Source organism: Proteus sp. TSJ240517, assembly GCF_047921575.1.
Lineage (GTDB): Bacteria > Pseudomonadota > Gammaproteobacteria > Enterobacterales > Enterobacteriaceae > Proteus.
Map to the genome: position 1 here is coordinate 70,465 of NZ_JBLRMH010000008.1, position 14,234 is coordinate 84,698.

Here is a 14,234-nt window from a genome sequence, read left to right on the forward strand (position 1 = left end):
TTACTCTTCTTTCATTGCATCAGGATTTGCCTGCATCGGTGTCCGTACCTGACGTACATGTTCTTCCAATTCAACAAAAGAAGGTCTGTCTGCCAGAAAGAGGGTTTTACGTCCAAATTCAACTGCTATCTGTGGCGCATATCCATTCATGCTAGATAACAATGTTGTTTTGATACACTCCATCATTTTCATTTGTTGACTAGAGCGTTGTCTAATTCGAGAAGCTAATGGTGAAATAAAACCATAAGCTAATAAAATACCTAAGAAAGTACCAACCATTGCGTGTCCAATTAAAGCCCCCATTTCACCAGCAGGCCTATCCGCAGCACCTAACGCATTTACAACCCCCATAACGGCGGCAACGATACCAAATGCTGGTAATGAGTCACCCATAGTTGACAAACCTAAAGCGGGTACTTCACTTTCCTCTTCAAAGGTTGCGATCTCTTCATCCATCAGAGATTCAATCTCATAAGGGTTCATATTCCCTGTCACCATCAGGCGCATATAGTCCGTAATAAAGCTAAGCATATAAGCATCTTTCATAATGCGGGGATACTGAGAAAAAATATCACTTTGCTGTGGGTTTTCGATATCTCTCTCTAATGCCAACATCCCGTTTTGACGCGCTTTTGACAATAAACGAAACATCAGTGCCATTAAATCCATGTACATCGCTTTATTGTAATTTGTGCTACGAAGTAATTTTGGTAGGATCTTCATTGTTGATACAATTGCTCTACCATTATTACCTACAATAAAAGCACCGATGCCGGCACCAAAGATGATTAAAAACTCGGCTGGTTGATATAATGCGCCTAAACTACCTCCGACGAGGGTATACCCTCCGAGGACAGCACAAATCACCACGATATATCCTAAGAGTACTAACACGCGATATCCCTTTAGCTAATTTCGTTATAGAGAGAATGGCGAACATAGCAGCAAGAGATAGGAGGGGGAGAGGAAACGGCTCAGGTTATAGATAACTAAACTCTATAACCTGATATTTAACTTTCAATCTCGAATCACATTGCAAACTGTTCAAGACCATCCAACAGTTGTAAGTTAATATCGGCAGGATTGGCGGAAAGTTTACGTTTTTTTATTGCGCGAGAAGGTGGCTGGCAAAGACTACAAACATAATTGCTAGCTGGTTGGTGTGCGTGTGTAATAAATGAACCATTACATTTGGTACAAACAGAAAGTTGCAACATGCCACTTTCAACAAAGCGTACTAATGTCCATGCTCTTGTTAGTGCTAAAATAGGTTCTTGATCTTTAACAGGCGGACATTGTTCTAAGTATAAACGATAAGCTTTAACAACAGCCTCAACACCAACACAACCGCCATTTTTTAATAAAAAGCGATAAGCGTTATAAAACATTGAGGAATGGATATTTTGTTCCCATGTCATAAACCAATCCGTTGAAAATGGTAGCATTCCTTTTGGAGGGGGGCTCCCTCTTAATTCTTTGTATAATTTAATTAAACGCCCCCGACTTAATTGAGTTTCACTTTCAAGCATTTGCAAGCGGGCACCCAAGGTGATTAATTCCATTGCTAAGCGAATATCTTTCGCTTCTCGGACGATACTTTTCTCACTCATTGTTATGCCCGCTTCTTTGTCGCAGTAGTATCTTGTTCCGATAACTGACGAAACAAGTTAGAAGAAAGAAGAATACCAGTATGAATTTGTTGTAAATCATCCACTCTAGATTCTTTAGTGAGTTGTTCTATTGTTTCGCTGTCTTCAAACCGGAAATTACAGATTAGTTGGTTTGTTTCAGCCAACTTAACCAATTGAGGCAATGTAAGCTCTGCCAGCGCATCCGCCATCGCGTCACTAATCCCAAGCCGAAACATTGCGGAAGCCTTTTCTTGGTTAATTAACCTTTGCGCTAAAAGCAAATACGATAAATTTATGTCATAAATATGCTTAAGCAATTCAACCGTACTCATCTCTTTACATCCCGTCCGATTATATTGAACAAAGAGGATCTCTCTAATGAAAGATCCCGAGGAAATTAATATAAATGTAATATTAAATTTCCAGGCCCCATTTTATGAACATGACACGTAGTAACACTACCTTGTATTACTTAGTTACGGTCATTTTCAAAAGTAGCGAAAAAAACATTTAAATTAAAAGTAAACTTTAAATGCTCGCCAATATAGCTCGTTAAGAATAATCCTAACGCAACAACTTTACTCCTTAACGATTAAGTTATTCAACGGATAAAGTAGTCTAATTTAAATACTCTGTGAGTCACATCACAAAAAGATAATCATTATTATGGAATTAGTTCATTAACTATTCAAGTGATAAAAGTAATAAAACATGGTGTAAATTAATAAGCTAATCTACCCAAATTAAAATATTAATGATAATTTTTTATTTTATACGATCTATTAAACTTATAAATCTAAAAATACAGCATAAAAATTTGACAAATCCTAAATTGTAGATTTTTTTGATCACAGTAACATATATTGATATATCTCCTCCTCATCTTTATCTAAACAAGCCCCCCAAATTTAATAAATATTTCTATAGATATTATTTTTTTCATCATTTACGTAAACCTTCAGAAATGATCACTTTTTATTTACAATTTGTTTGAAAAACAACCCATTCTAATTATTTATAGTTATCCTAAATTTTTTTATTATTTCACGATAAAAATTATCCTTTAAAATCAATACCATAACTTGATGTATTTATTAAGCAGAACGATAAGTCATATAAAATTAAATTCTTAGTTATGCATCTTCACCCTTAAATCATTGAATATTTATTTCCACATTATTAAAGTTTCAACTGTAATAATAAAATTTAATTAATGATTATTAAGCGCTATTTAACACTTAAATTACAGAACTCTTAATAAGAGTTTTATTGGCTGTAAATTAGTCACAAAGAAATAATATCCACATATAAGTAAGTTTTACTTATGAATCACAGTATATTTTATGAACAATATAAATTTAAAATTGCCACAATTTTAATATAAAAACAAAAGAATACTTTTTATTTAATTAAATAAAAAAACTGTTATTTAATTATCGATTCAAAATGGAATATAAAAATAATATAGCATTTAACTTAAGTTAAATTAAAAAAAACAATCATTTTTTTATAAAATAAAGTCACAATTTATTAGTATAAAAAATCAAATTAAAATCCGCTTATTTTTCTCTTTATATAGATATATATTAATAAAATAATCGACGATTAATTAAAAACATAATATCCAGTAAAAAATATAAATAAAAAAGCAGATTTATAATTTATATCTTATATAAATACACATCTTTTTTTATAAAAAAAGACATTTTATGAAATATAAATTTCGATTTCATAAAAAAAGATCCCAAGATCTCCAATATAAAGTGATTAATTCATAAAATAATAAGGCAAAATATAAATTCTGTTTTTCCTGTTATCAGCATTATCTCAACACAATAAACGGCTGTAATGACAAATATGACAACCTGAAGTTAACACTTGTACACATCAACTTTTTCAATGTAAAGACAGAAAAACAAATATGATCAAAATAACATCTCATTGACTATTCTATTAGCATTAGTGCGAACTAAAAAATATCAAATGTTACCTTTTAGCCCAAAAATAGTCCCTATCAGTAATTAGTTTTACTCTTACCAATGATGAGCATTGTTTCACGTTTCCTCTTATTATGTGGTTAGCCTCTTTTTTTTAACCTAGCTAGCACAAGTATCAAGACATTACAGAGCCAAAAGTGCTGACTTAGTAACAACACCATTACTTAACAAAAGTTGATGTTGATGGGCTTAGGAGAGTATAAAGATTTATATATCGGTATATCTTTACTTAAAGCACTAAAATATATCTCTAAATATTCTTCTATTCTAACCACTAATTTTACTCATTTTATTACCTTTTTTATGAGTAATTTTGCGTTTAAAAAGACTTTTCCTCTCGATCAAAACCTAATAAAAATATTGGTGTATCTAAATAATCAAGACTTATATCTCATTTATTAGATTAGTCTTAAAAACCAATAACAGACCTTAGTATTCTATACACCTAAACTGTTCTAAATTTTTGGAAAAGAAAGGTTTTGAAAATATTGTAACTGTATTTTTCAAAAGTAATAATTGAGATCATTCATGCGGTGAATGCAAATACTTTATGCATTGCTTTCAGTTCTATTGAAATGAGTTACATCGTTTTTAGTAAGTAAACATGAAATGATTGTTCACCCTTTTATACCAGCAATTTTTTAAATTAATGTACCTCTTATCGTTGTTTTTATCTTTTTTGGTAAATCGAAAAAGGTCAGTACCACAATTATCTTTTATATATATTTTTACAGCGAATACTAATGACACATCTATTTCATACTAAGATAATTCTCCTTCTGTAATAAGTAAGATTTACGTCCTTGACAAATTTATAAACAATATAATTTTGAAATTATTATTTTATTGGATGGAAAGAGTGGTGTGGTTTTTCTACTCTTATTATAAGATTACTTATTGGTATCAATTTTTCTACATGACTTTTACAAAAAATCCTACAATTTTTCAAAAGGTTTTCATTCATAATTGATTAGTGATTACAAACAACATACCACAGCAATTCATCAGCTTTACTGTAGCGGTCTAAACTCACCATTTTCCTGAATTCTTCCTCATTTTTTGAAAGTCTAATTTGATTAAATTAAAAATATTACTCAAAAAGTCACACTTAAATTAAATACAATAGAAAATATTGATAAAATTTTCGCCAAATACATTGAAATAATTTGAGAGTATAATTTAGGTATTAAAAAAAAATCCAATATAATCAATGGAAAACACCGCTTTTTTCCCAAAATTCTATACTGCACTAAGCCCCTTAATAACGATTTTTTGTCCTACAATACTCCTAAGTACCTCATTTAATAAGCAAACTATGGGAAGCAATCGCTTACTTGATTTTAGTTTTTCCTGTTTATTAAAAACAAAATAAACAGAGATAAATCAAATCAGTCTAAAAAGGACGATTAATAAAGATGAGAAATAACGTCAAATACATCCAAACTCTGTTCAACATTTTTCATTCATAACTCATTATATACGGGTTAACCACAATACAAATAATTGTACATTAATCAATTTAGGTAAAAATGTTTGTTTTTATTAAAACGAAAATGAATATATTCCACCCTATTGCGTATTTTAATTAGTTTTTTTGAGCACATTTTTCTATTTTTTATTCCATAAAGTAATAGTTACAAAAATAATAATTACATAAACAAAATACTTTATTTCTATATATCAGTAATAATACGTAACTCATGACTAAGATCTCATTATTCCCATCAGAGAAATGAGTTTTTGAATTAAGTATTATGCTAAGGCTCTTAATAACTTGAGGTTTAGATAGGCAAAAGTGAATGGTTTACTAAGAACAAACAAAAATATGTGACTGGTATGAATAAACATAATCGACGACACAACAGCTTGAAATATGACAGTTCTATTACTTACAAGTTACAAAGTTATATTCTTTATAACTTTTATCAATATTCATATTCCCTTTTGAAATAACTTTGTAATTTGATATCTATCTCGTCTTTATACGACAAAAAAAGCGCCCTATATTTAATATAGGGCGCCTCAAGTAGAAAGATATTATCTTGAAAAGATCCATCAAGCAGGATGCTCTGCCGCTATCTTCCAATTAATTGCGCTGACACTCTTTTCTAAACTTACTCTGCAAACAATCGCTTCTATCTCTTTTTGCTCGACAGGTGTTGCCAGCAATTCAGCACACACTTCTAGCTGACTAGGCATCAATGTATCAGCACTGCTTAAAGACTGTAATCGAACATGTAATCCATTTATTGCTTGTAAAATGAGTGTTCTAACCAAAACTTCATCTTCTTCATGACAAATAATTCGTATTGAGTAGCGTTGTTCTATATCTATTGCTTGATGTTGTGGCTGAGCGTTTATCCGCTGAGCTGCTTCTCGTAGTAAGATATTCGCACAAAGAATAAGAAGTGTTGCTATAGTTGCCAATTGATATAAACCTAAACCACATAACACGCCAATTCCTGCTGAACACCAAAGCGTTGCGGCAGTATTAAGTCCGCGTATATTCATTCCTTCACGCATGATCACACCAGCACCAAGAAATCCAATACCTGAAACAACTTGAGCTGCGATCCGACCGGGACTATCTGGCGAAGTTTCTATTGAACTTAAAATAAAAACAGCGGCACCGGTTGCAACTAAAGCATTTGTTCTTAAACCGGCCATTCTTTGTCGCCATTGACGTTCGGCACCAATCAAAGCACCAAGACACATTGCAATCACGAGATTTAAAATATAAGGCGTCATCGTCATGTTTATTTCCTCTACATGATGATTAAAATCGATATGAAAATTTTGCTCTGATAGTTCAGAGTGTTGAAATTAATTCATCGCCTTAGGTGGAGGAAATAAAGAGAAAAAAATGTAGCACATGAAGTTACCCTTCTTATGTTAGCGGCATAAGGGAAATCATTTGGGTAAGTACATAATAGGAATATATAAGAAAGGAATATTACAATGCACTGCCCACCAAAATGGTAAGCAGTTTTAGTGAAGAAAACAGCTTACCTATTATTTTGAATAAAATTATTCTCAGTTAATGGAGTTATCATTAACCTACAACTTTCTGTCTCCACTATGTTTTCTCCTAACTAAAATTTGGCAAAAGTATAAGTAGCTGATTTGAAAATGTAAATGAACCGTACCTAAACGTCAGTCACTTTTGCTGTATTGGTCTAACAAATGTTCCTTCACCGCCCTCTTTTTCATTAAAAAACCAAATTCCTTTTGGATATTCAGGGAGTGATACTAAATACATTATGCCTTCATTAAATTCTTCGATAAGTAGGATAGTTCCTTCACGATCGTCAATACCATCAGTTTTCACAACAACGTTATCATTAACCTGCATTTTCTCTCCTGATAAATATTATCATTCTCTTTTTCTTTATTTTACCCATAAAGAAAAAGCCTGCCACCATAAGGTGACAGGCTTGAAGAAAATTTTTAAAAGGCTTTAAATTACAGAGCTGTTACGTTAGCAGCTGCTGGACCTTTTGCACCGTTTTCAATTGTGAATTCTACGTTCTGACCTTCAGCCAGAGTTTTGAAACCGTTACCTTGAATGGCAGAAAAGTGAACGAATACGTCTTTGCTTCCGTCTGCTGGAGTAATAAAACCAAAGCCTTTAGACTCGTTGAACCACTTAACTTGACCTTTCATTTTGTCAGACATGTGACTTTCCTATATATCAATAAAACGTTGCCTTCTCGGCATCTACTGGCCTGAACTACCTATAACTTATGGGCACACATGAAGAAAACGGTCAAAAAGCGATGCTGTTTAAAACTCATTAACTTAGAATGTCAATCATAAATCAGGTCTGTATTGAGGCCTTACTCATTAACGCATGAGACAAGTTTAATAGCAATAGTTTTATGCGTCTAAAGATTAAAAAAATGCGAATTGCACATTAAAAATACAATTCTTCCTCTATTTTTATCACTGTGCATAAAATTTATTTGATATTTTATCTCTATTATTAACAATGACTAAGAATATTCTTAATGGTCTAACAATAACAGTTAATACCAGAATTTAAAAAAACTGTTCTACCCGCTTATCTTGTCCCCGTGATAATCTAGCAATAAGAAACAAGTTTGCAACATTCATCTCTTAAGGTGTTTACAATGAATGTATTAAAAGAAATCTTAGAGCGTGATTTAGACCGGATCAATACAGCAGAAAAAAGAGACGGGAAACCACATTTTAATAGTCAGTTTTTAAAAAACCATATCTGGTTATGTATCAGCATGGTTCTCTCTTATATATTGCTCGCTGCGTTATTAATTTATTCACCTTACTTTGGTGTTATCTCGCTCGTTCTCTTTACTGTCATGTTCTTAGTTATGGCAGGTATCTTGTTATTTGATATAAAACCTATCTATAAATTTGAAGATATTGGTGTTCTCGATTTGAGAGTTTGCTATAACGGTGAATGGTATACCTTTGAAAAACTCTCTGATGAAGCCATAAATGAAATTCACCAGCACCCTGCAATATCTAAACAAATAAAAGAAGATATTCGCGAGATTATTAATAAAAAACAAGAAATTCATTTTTACGATGTGTACCTGATGGCATTTGATCCCGTACAACAATCAATTTCAGCATCACAATTATCCCCTCAAACTTAATTGATTCTCCGTGTTACACACAAAAACACGGAGAATAACTTCTATTATTTAGCCACTTTGTTGATAAACCAACCAAACAGATATTTAATCCATTTTTAACGTTGACACTCTGATATATCATCGTTATTATGCGCCTCGTTCTCACGAGAACTCGCTTCCTCCATAGTTCAGTCGGTAGAACGGCGGACTGTTAATCCGTATGTCACTGGTTCAAGTCCAGTTGGAGGAGCCAAATTTAGAAAAGCCCGCGCTATTGCAGTGCGGGCTTTTTGCTTTCTACATTCTTATCATCTAAATCAGCTACCTAAATCCAATCTGTATCGTTATCTTGCTTGATTAATAAATAGCTAATTTATATCTAGTACGATAAAGACCTAACCTGCTATTCCAACAATTTCGTGTTTTAGGTGTTTTTTATACGCTTCAACATCTTGCTCAATTTGCGGTTGTTTCACCACATCAAACATTCCGAAGGTTTTTAATCCTTCCATACCTAAAAATTGGTTCGCTTTATGGAATGGAAAATAGACAGCATCAATTCCTTTTCCTTCAAAGAACTGTTCTTGTTCTTCAAAAGATTCAAAAGGCGCATTCCAAGTTACAGAAAGAAGATACTTTTTGCCTTGTAATAATCCACCTGAACCATATTTTTTCGAAGGATCTTTTCGTGTACGACCATCATCAATATACATTTTGCCGTACCCAGCACTAAATACATCATCAATGTATTTTTTTAAGATCCAAGGGCCTTCCATCCACCATGCTGGCATTTGATAAATAATGACATCAGCCCATAAGTATTTATCAACTTCTTCGTTAGTATCATAACCATCATCAATGCGTGTTGATTGCACATTTATCTGATGTGAAGACAACAAATCTGTGGCGACTTGCGTTAAATGATCGTTGAGTTTCCCTTCAGAACCATCAAACTCTTTTGCAGCATTAATAATAAAAACGTTAGTCACTTCTAAACTCCTTGTATACACATATTTAATAAGCAAACTGTAACGCAATTACTCATCACTGCTTTAACTCATTCCTCCATTATTCTTGCCTAATAATCCAAAGATACCGTTTCAGTTTCTGATTCTTTTAATCGTTGAATATCTTTTAAGGGCGATAAACCAAATAATCGATGATATTCACGGCTAAATTGTGAGGGGCTTTCATAACCGACGATAAATGCTGCTTTAGAAACATCACTCATTTCAATCAGCATGATCCTTCTTGCTTCATTCAGCCGCAACCACTTTTGATACTGCAACGGCGTCATGCCAGTTCGTTTTTTAAAGTGAAAATGAAATGATGAGGTGCTCATACCCACTAACGTTGTAAGATCTTCAATCCGAATTGTTTCGTGATAATGTTGTTTAATCCAATCAAGCGCATGACTAATTTGCCGACACTGAGGATGTTGTGATGCTAATAGTTGCTGACGCGCACCATCATTCGATCTTAATAAGTAATAAAGGATCTCTTTTTGGATCAAAGGAGCAATAAAAGGTGCATCTTCTGGTGTATCTATTAGTTTTATAAGCCTTGTTACTGCTTGTAAGATTGGCGCGGTTGCTTGAACAATTTGTTGAGCGCTGATTTCGTTATTTTCTTGTAGTAATTCAAACTTATTTTCAGCCAGCAGCTCAGGTAATAGAGCGAGGTCTAATTTTAGTAACATTGCTAAAAAAGGTGTTTCTTTTGACGCTTCACAGACTTTAGCAAAAGTAGGTATATCTGATGATGTTAAAAGCATATTCATAGGACGATAACAGTTTGTCTCTAGCCCTATCGTTATTTGCTTTGCACCTTGTGCAGCAATAGCCAAACTGGGTTCATACATCCAGCCTTCAGACTCTGTAATAGAAGTATACCGACATAACGCTAAACCAGAAACAGAGGTATCCCATCCCCCTTCTTTATCTTTTGTATATAGAAGAAGTGTTTTTTTAAATTGCTCAAACTCTAATACCATCGGTACTGATAAATTCGTAGTATCCATCGTCTCGGGATCTTCAATTAGTCTTTGAATTCGTCAGATTGTATAACTAAACAGTATGAAAAACTTTCTTTTAAAAAAACGCTTTATCTTTTCTTTCCAATGTAAGACACATTTCAGCGAGTAGAAATGTAATTTCGAATATTATTTCTATTGATAACCATTTATTTTTTATACATTTTTGTCAAAAAAGAAACAATCTGATGCACTCTTGAGCAAACGGTTATTTTTTTCATTTTTTTACTTTACAAGGTGAGCGAGGATAGCTATTATTCGCCTCGTTCTCACGAGAACTCGCTTCCTCCATAGTTCAGTCGGTAGAACGGCGGACTGTTAATCCGTATGTCACTGGTTCAAGTCCAGTTGGAGGAGCCAAATTTAGAAAAGCCCACGCTATTACAGTGTGGGCTTTTTGCTTTCTACTCATCAGTTATTTTTATTCCTCTATTTCTTATTTATTTCCTTTGTATCCTCTACATATTCATCTTATGCATCTGTTATTTCTGTTCTGTGTTAACTCAAAATCATCAATAAAAAACACCTTTTTATAAAACTATTTCAATCAACATAGCTCTACTGACTGTTTTTTAAACGTAAAACCACCTTATTTGATTTAAAAACTATAAATTAGTTATTTTTTAGCCACTTAAACTATTATTTCACTTTTTTTACTTTACAAAGTTCATCACCCTCGCTATTATCCGTCTCGTTCTCACGAGGACTCGCTTCCTCCATAGTTCAGTCGGTAGAACGGCGGACTGTTAATCCGTATGTCACTGGTTCAAGTCCAGTTGGAGGAGCCAAATTTAGAAAAGCCCGCGCTATTACAGTGCGGGCTTTTTGCTTTCCACCTTCTCTATTATCAATACCTTTCTCATTTTTCTATCTATTTTATTTTTCAGAGCCCAACATGGTCTCAAATACGTTATCTCTTTATTTTTTATCTTTATTTTTAGTCTTCAGTGTGAAAAAAATAGCCATTTAAACGAGTTCACCACCTCATTATTAGATTATCTGTTTTAGAAACACACAATATGTTGTTTATCTATGCACTTAAACAAATATCGTCGATTGTCCTTTGACATATCAAATCACCCACTATATGATACACGCCACTTAATGATGTTCCTCCATAGTTCAGTCGGTAGAACGGCGGACTGTTAATCCGTATGTCACTGGTTCGAGTCCAGTTGGAGGAGCCATTTCTTTTTGTGTCACCCTCGTAACTTCTTGATTTTATTCTCTGTTTCACCTTACATAATTTCAAAAACATAATAAAAAAATACGATTAAATGGTAGCTATTTAATCGTTTTCGTATTAGCATTCGTTTCCGGCTTGACTATCTAGTCCAATCCAATCCTTGATCTTTCGATTTTCCTAAGACACACGGAGCCGGTATATGACCACTGCACAACCTATCACCCTCACTATTCGCCGTCCTGATGATTGGCATGTTCACTTTCGTGATGATGACATGCTAAAAACTGTTGTTCCTTATACCAGTCGCTATTTTGGCAGAGCTATTGTCATGCCAAACCTTGTTCCACCTGTTACAACGATTGAAGCGGCTCGCACTTACCGTGATCGCATCAAAGCGGCTATTCCTGCCAGCGATAACTTCGAACCGTTAATGACTTGCTATTTAACAGATAGCACATTGCCTTCAGAAGTAGAGCAAGGTTTCTTACAAGGTGTTTTTACTGCTTGTAAACTTTATCCTGCGAATGCAACAACTAACTCAAGTCATGGTGTATCCGATATCACAAAGATTTATCCAATCTTAAGTGTGATGGAAAAAATCGGAATGCCATTGCTGATCCACGGCGAAGTAACCGCCTCAAGCATTGATATTTTTGATAGAGAAGCACGTTTCATCGATAGCGTTATGTCTCCTGTACGCAAGCAATTTCCTGAGCTAAAAATTGTTTTTGAACATATTACAACTAAAGAAGCCGCTCAGTATGTATTAGAAGGAAATGAATTTCTCGGTGCTACCATTACTCCGCAACATTTGATGTTTAACCGCAATCATATGTTAGTTGGTGGTGTTAAACCTCACCTATATTGCTTGCCTATTCTTAAACGCAACGTTCACCAAGAAGCACTAAGAGAAGCAGTTGCATCAGGAAACTCTCGCTTTTTCTTAGGTACAGATTCAGCACCTCACTTACAGCACCGCAAAGAATCATCTTGTGGTTGTGCTGGGGTATTTAATGCACCAACCGCACTGGCAGCCTACGCAACCGTATTTAAAGAACTCAATGCATTACAACACCTTGAAGCCTTCTGTTCTCTAAATGGTCCGCGTTTTTATGGTTTACCCGTTAATGAAGGAACAATCACATTAACTGAAAAAACTGTTGAGGCTCCAGCACAAATCCTTTGTGGTAATGAAGCGCTTATTCCTTTCTTAGCGAATGAAAATATTCATTGGGATATCACTGTCGATTAATTCTCCCCCTTGATATTTATCTAAAATGCACCATATAACATTTGTTCGACTGTTAATGGTGCATTACTCTTTTATCAGAGCCAGTACACATTTTTTTGTTATAACCAAAATTTATCTTTTTAATCACGATAAATCTCGTATACTGAAAAGTAACCACTTTGTGTGGGAGCTTCTCTCTTAGTCAAAACCGGTTGTATGATTAGGAGGTATTATGAGTAGAAAAAATGAAGTTATTCAGACACATCCTGTTGTAGGCTGGGACATCAGTACCGTTGACATCTACGATGCCATGATGTTGCGTTTACATTATCTTCCTGAAAACGAACATCATCCAGAAAATGCAGTTGTAGATAAGACACTTTGGCTCACAACAGACATAGCTAAGCAGTTGATTCATATTCTTCAAGCTGGCATTGATAAAATTGAATCATCTGAAGATTCTGTTTCAGACAACACCAAACATTAATAAAAAGATCTAGAAAAGTTAGCGAACGTAAAACAGGAGTACTTGGTACTCCTGTTCTCATTTTATCTCCCTACAGTCCTCTATCACATATTATTTATATCAATATATAAACCAGCTCTTACTGCATGCAAATAATTGCCCATATTAATAAATCAACTTTCATTTAATGAAAAAATAATCATAACCTTTTTATTCGATATATCTTCAGAAAAATAATATATAAGCCGAATTGACATAAAATAAGGTTATCTTTATTTTAATAAATTAAAACAGCTACAAACAAGGAAGTTATTTGTGAAAGTATTAATTATTGATGAATGTTTTTTTACTCGTAATGGTATAAAACATTATTTTTCGAAGAGAAATCTAAGACATGAAATAATTGACATATCATCTATACAAGAAGCCAATAGTTATATTAATCACTCAATGCCAGATATTATATTTATTGATCTCACAAGATATTGTCGAGAAGTAGCACATTGCCCGCATTTGCAACTTTTTTTTATTTCAACAAGAAGCTGTCGGCTTTATCTTTATATTGATGCTAACTACCCAGACAAAGAAAGACCTATCGCATTGACAAATAACTGTTTTATCCTTCCGAAGAAGATACTTCCTTGGGTGCTTGAAAAGACATCTTTGTTCACTTCTCGATGCCAAGTTTACTTTCCGACCTATAAACATTCATTATGTTCTATTTTTAGTTCACAAGAACAAAAAATTATTAATTATTGGATGAATGAAATACCTAATCATCAAATTGCTAAAAAACTATCCATTAGTAGTAGTACAGTATATTCACACAAAAGGCATATTACCGAAAAAATTAATGTGAAAAATCGAATTGAATTATTTTTCATATATAATATTTTAAAATACATATATGAGAAATAATCCTATTACATTTCAATCAAAAAAAAACAAACAGAAGAAAAAAGGAATCCAATTCCTATTATTACTCCCTGTAAATGAGGTGGCTAATATGCGTGTTGACCACCTTAAATTTATTATAATATTATGTATGTAGGATACATATGATATTAAAATAATT

12 protein-coding genes and 4 tRNA genes are annotated in these 14,234 nt (G+C 33.3%); 8 read left to right on the top strand and 8 right to left on the bottom strand.

Annotated elements, in window-relative coordinates:
* From motA to cspE, 6 genes are all read right to left on the bottom strand, one after another.
* On the bottom strand, positions 1-894 hold the full coding sequence (gene motA / locus ACNARN_RS13945) for a flagellar motor stator protein MotA (protein WP_196571556.1): 894 nt from the start codon (positions 892-894) through the stop codon (positions 1-3).
* Positions 895-1,028: 134 nt separating this feature from the next.
* Positions 1,029-1,610: a flagellar transcriptional regulator FlhC gene (flhC, locus tag ACNARN_RS13950; protein WP_006533207.1), complete on the bottom strand. Its 582-nt coding sequence runs from the start codon at positions 1,608-1,610 to the stop codon at positions 1,029-1,031.
* Between the two features lie 2 nt (positions 1,611-1,612).
* Positions 1,613-1,963 (bottom strand): flagellar transcriptional regulator FlhD, encoded by a 351-nt coding sequence (gene flhD, locus ACNARN_RS13955; RefSeq protein WP_072063484.1) that lies wholly within the window; start codon positions 1,961-1,963, stop codon positions 1,613-1,615.
* Between the two features lie 3,720 nt (positions 1,964-5,683).
* Positions 5,684-6,382, bottom strand: coding sequence for an MgtC family protein (locus ACNARN_RS13960; RefSeq protein ID WP_072068540.1), 699 nt, complete (start codon positions 6,380-6,382; stop codon positions 5,684-5,686).
* Between the two features lie 403 nt (positions 6,383-6,785).
* Positions 6,786-6,980, bottom strand: coding sequence for a protein DsrB (gene dsrB, locus ACNARN_RS13965; RefSeq protein ID WP_099075784.1), 195 nt, complete (start codon positions 6,978-6,980; stop codon positions 6,786-6,788).
* Between the two features lie 110 nt (positions 6,981-7,090).
* Positions 7,091-7,303: a transcription antiterminator/RNA stability regulator CspE gene (gene cspE / locus ACNARN_RS13970; RefSeq protein WP_004243573.1), complete on the bottom strand. Its 213-nt coding sequence runs from the start codon at positions 7,301-7,303 to the stop codon at positions 7,091-7,093.
* 455 nt (positions 7,304-7,758) lie between these two features.
* On the opposite strand from cspE, the gene ACNARN_RS13975 reads away from it, so the two are divergent.
* The gene (locus tag ACNARN_RS13975; protein ID WP_198619821.1) at positions 7,759-8,265 is read left to right on the top strand and encodes a YlaC family protein; all 507 of its coding nucleotides are present in this window, start codon (positions 7,759-7,761) and stop codon (positions 8,263-8,265) included.
* Positions 8,266-8,421: 156 nt separating this feature from the next.
* Positions 8,422-8,497, top strand: a tRNA-Asn gene (locus tag ACNARN_RS13980).
* A gap of 142 nt (positions 8,498-8,639) precedes the next feature.
* Here ACNARN_RS13980 and ACNARN_RS13985 read toward each other — a convergent pair.
* Both ACNARN_RS13985 and ACNARN_RS13990 read right to left on the bottom strand, forming a co-directional pair.
* Positions 8,640-9,233, bottom strand: a complete 594-nt coding sequence (locus ACNARN_RS13985; RefSeq protein ID WP_198619820.1) for an NAD(P)H-dependent oxidoreductase — start codon at positions 9,231-9,233, stop codon at positions 8,640-8,642.
* A gap of 89 nt (positions 9,234-9,322) precedes the next feature.
* Complete coding sequence (locus ACNARN_RS13990) at positions 9,323-10,264, bottom strand: AraC family transcriptional regulator (protein ID WP_232805435.1); 942 nt, start codon at positions 10,262-10,264, stop codon at positions 9,323-9,325.
* Positions 10,265-10,560: 296 nt separating this feature from the next.
* On the opposite strand from ACNARN_RS13990, the gene ACNARN_RS13995 reads away from it, so the two are divergent.
* From ACNARN_RS13995 to ACNARN_RS14020, 6 genes are all read left to right on the top strand, one after another.
* A tRNA-Asn gene (locus tag ACNARN_RS13995) sits at positions 10,561-10,636 on the top strand.
* A gap of 352 nt (positions 10,637-10,988) precedes the next feature.
* Positions 10,989-11,064, top strand: a tRNA-Asn gene (locus ACNARN_RS14000).
* Between the two features lie 323 nt (positions 11,065-11,387).
* Positions 11,388-11,463, top strand: a tRNA-Asn gene (locus ACNARN_RS14005).
* A 198-nt stretch (positions 11,464-11,661) separates the two neighbouring features.
* Complete coding sequence (pyrC, locus tag ACNARN_RS14010; protein ID WP_198619819.1) at positions 11,662-12,714, top strand: dihydroorotase; 1,053 nt, start codon at positions 11,662-11,664, stop codon at positions 12,712-12,714.
* A 211-nt stretch (positions 12,715-12,925) separates the two neighbouring features.
* Positions 12,926-13,180 (top strand): biofilm formation regulator BssS, encoded by a 255-nt coding sequence (gene bssS / locus ACNARN_RS14015; RefSeq protein WP_064720401.1) that lies wholly within the window; start codon positions 12,926-12,928, stop codon positions 13,178-13,180.
* 294 nt (positions 13,181-13,474) lie between these two features.
* Positions 13,475-14,077: a response regulator transcription factor gene (locus tag ACNARN_RS14020; protein WP_198619818.1), complete on the top strand. Its 603-nt coding sequence runs from the start codon at positions 13,475-13,477 to the stop codon at positions 14,075-14,077.
* The last annotated feature ends 157 nt before the right edge of the window (positions 14,078-14,234 follow it).

Excerpts from the sequence above, each read along its gene's own strand:
- dsrB (WP_099075784.1), bottom strand. The coding sequence starts at position 6,980 with ATGCAGGTTAATGATAACGTTGTTGTGAAAACTGATGGTATTGACGAT.
- bssS (WP_064720401.1), top strand. The coding sequence starts at position 12,926 with ATGAGTAGAAAAAATGAAGTTATTCAGACACATCCTGTTGTAGGCTGG.
- pyrC (WP_198619819.1), top strand. The coding sequence starts at position 11,662 with ATGACCACTGCACAACCTATCACCCTCACTATTCGCCGTCCTGATGAT.
- ACNARN_RS13975 (WP_198619821.1), top strand. The coding sequence starts at position 7,759 with ATGAATGTATTAAAAGAAATCTTAGAGCGTGATTTAGACCGGATCAAT.
- flhC (WP_006533207.1), bottom strand. The coding sequence starts at position 1,610 with ATGAGTGAGAAAAGTATCGTCCGAGAAGCGAAAGATATTCGCTTAGCA.
- cspE (WP_004243573.1), bottom strand. The coding sequence starts at position 7,303 with ATGTCTGACAAAATGAAAGGTCAAGTTAAGTGGTTCAACGAGTCTAAA.
- ACNARN_RS13960 (WP_072068540.1), bottom strand. The coding sequence starts at position 6,382 with ATGACGATGACGCCTTATATTTTAAATCTCGTGATTGCAATGTGTCTT.
- flhD (WP_072063484.1), bottom strand. The coding sequence starts at position 1,963 with ATGAGTACGGTTGAATTGCTTAAGCATATTTATGACATAAATTTATCG.
- ACNARN_RS13990 (WP_232805435.1), bottom strand. The coding sequence starts at position 10,264 with ATGGATACTACGAATTTATCAGTACCGATGGTATTAGAGTTTGAGCAA.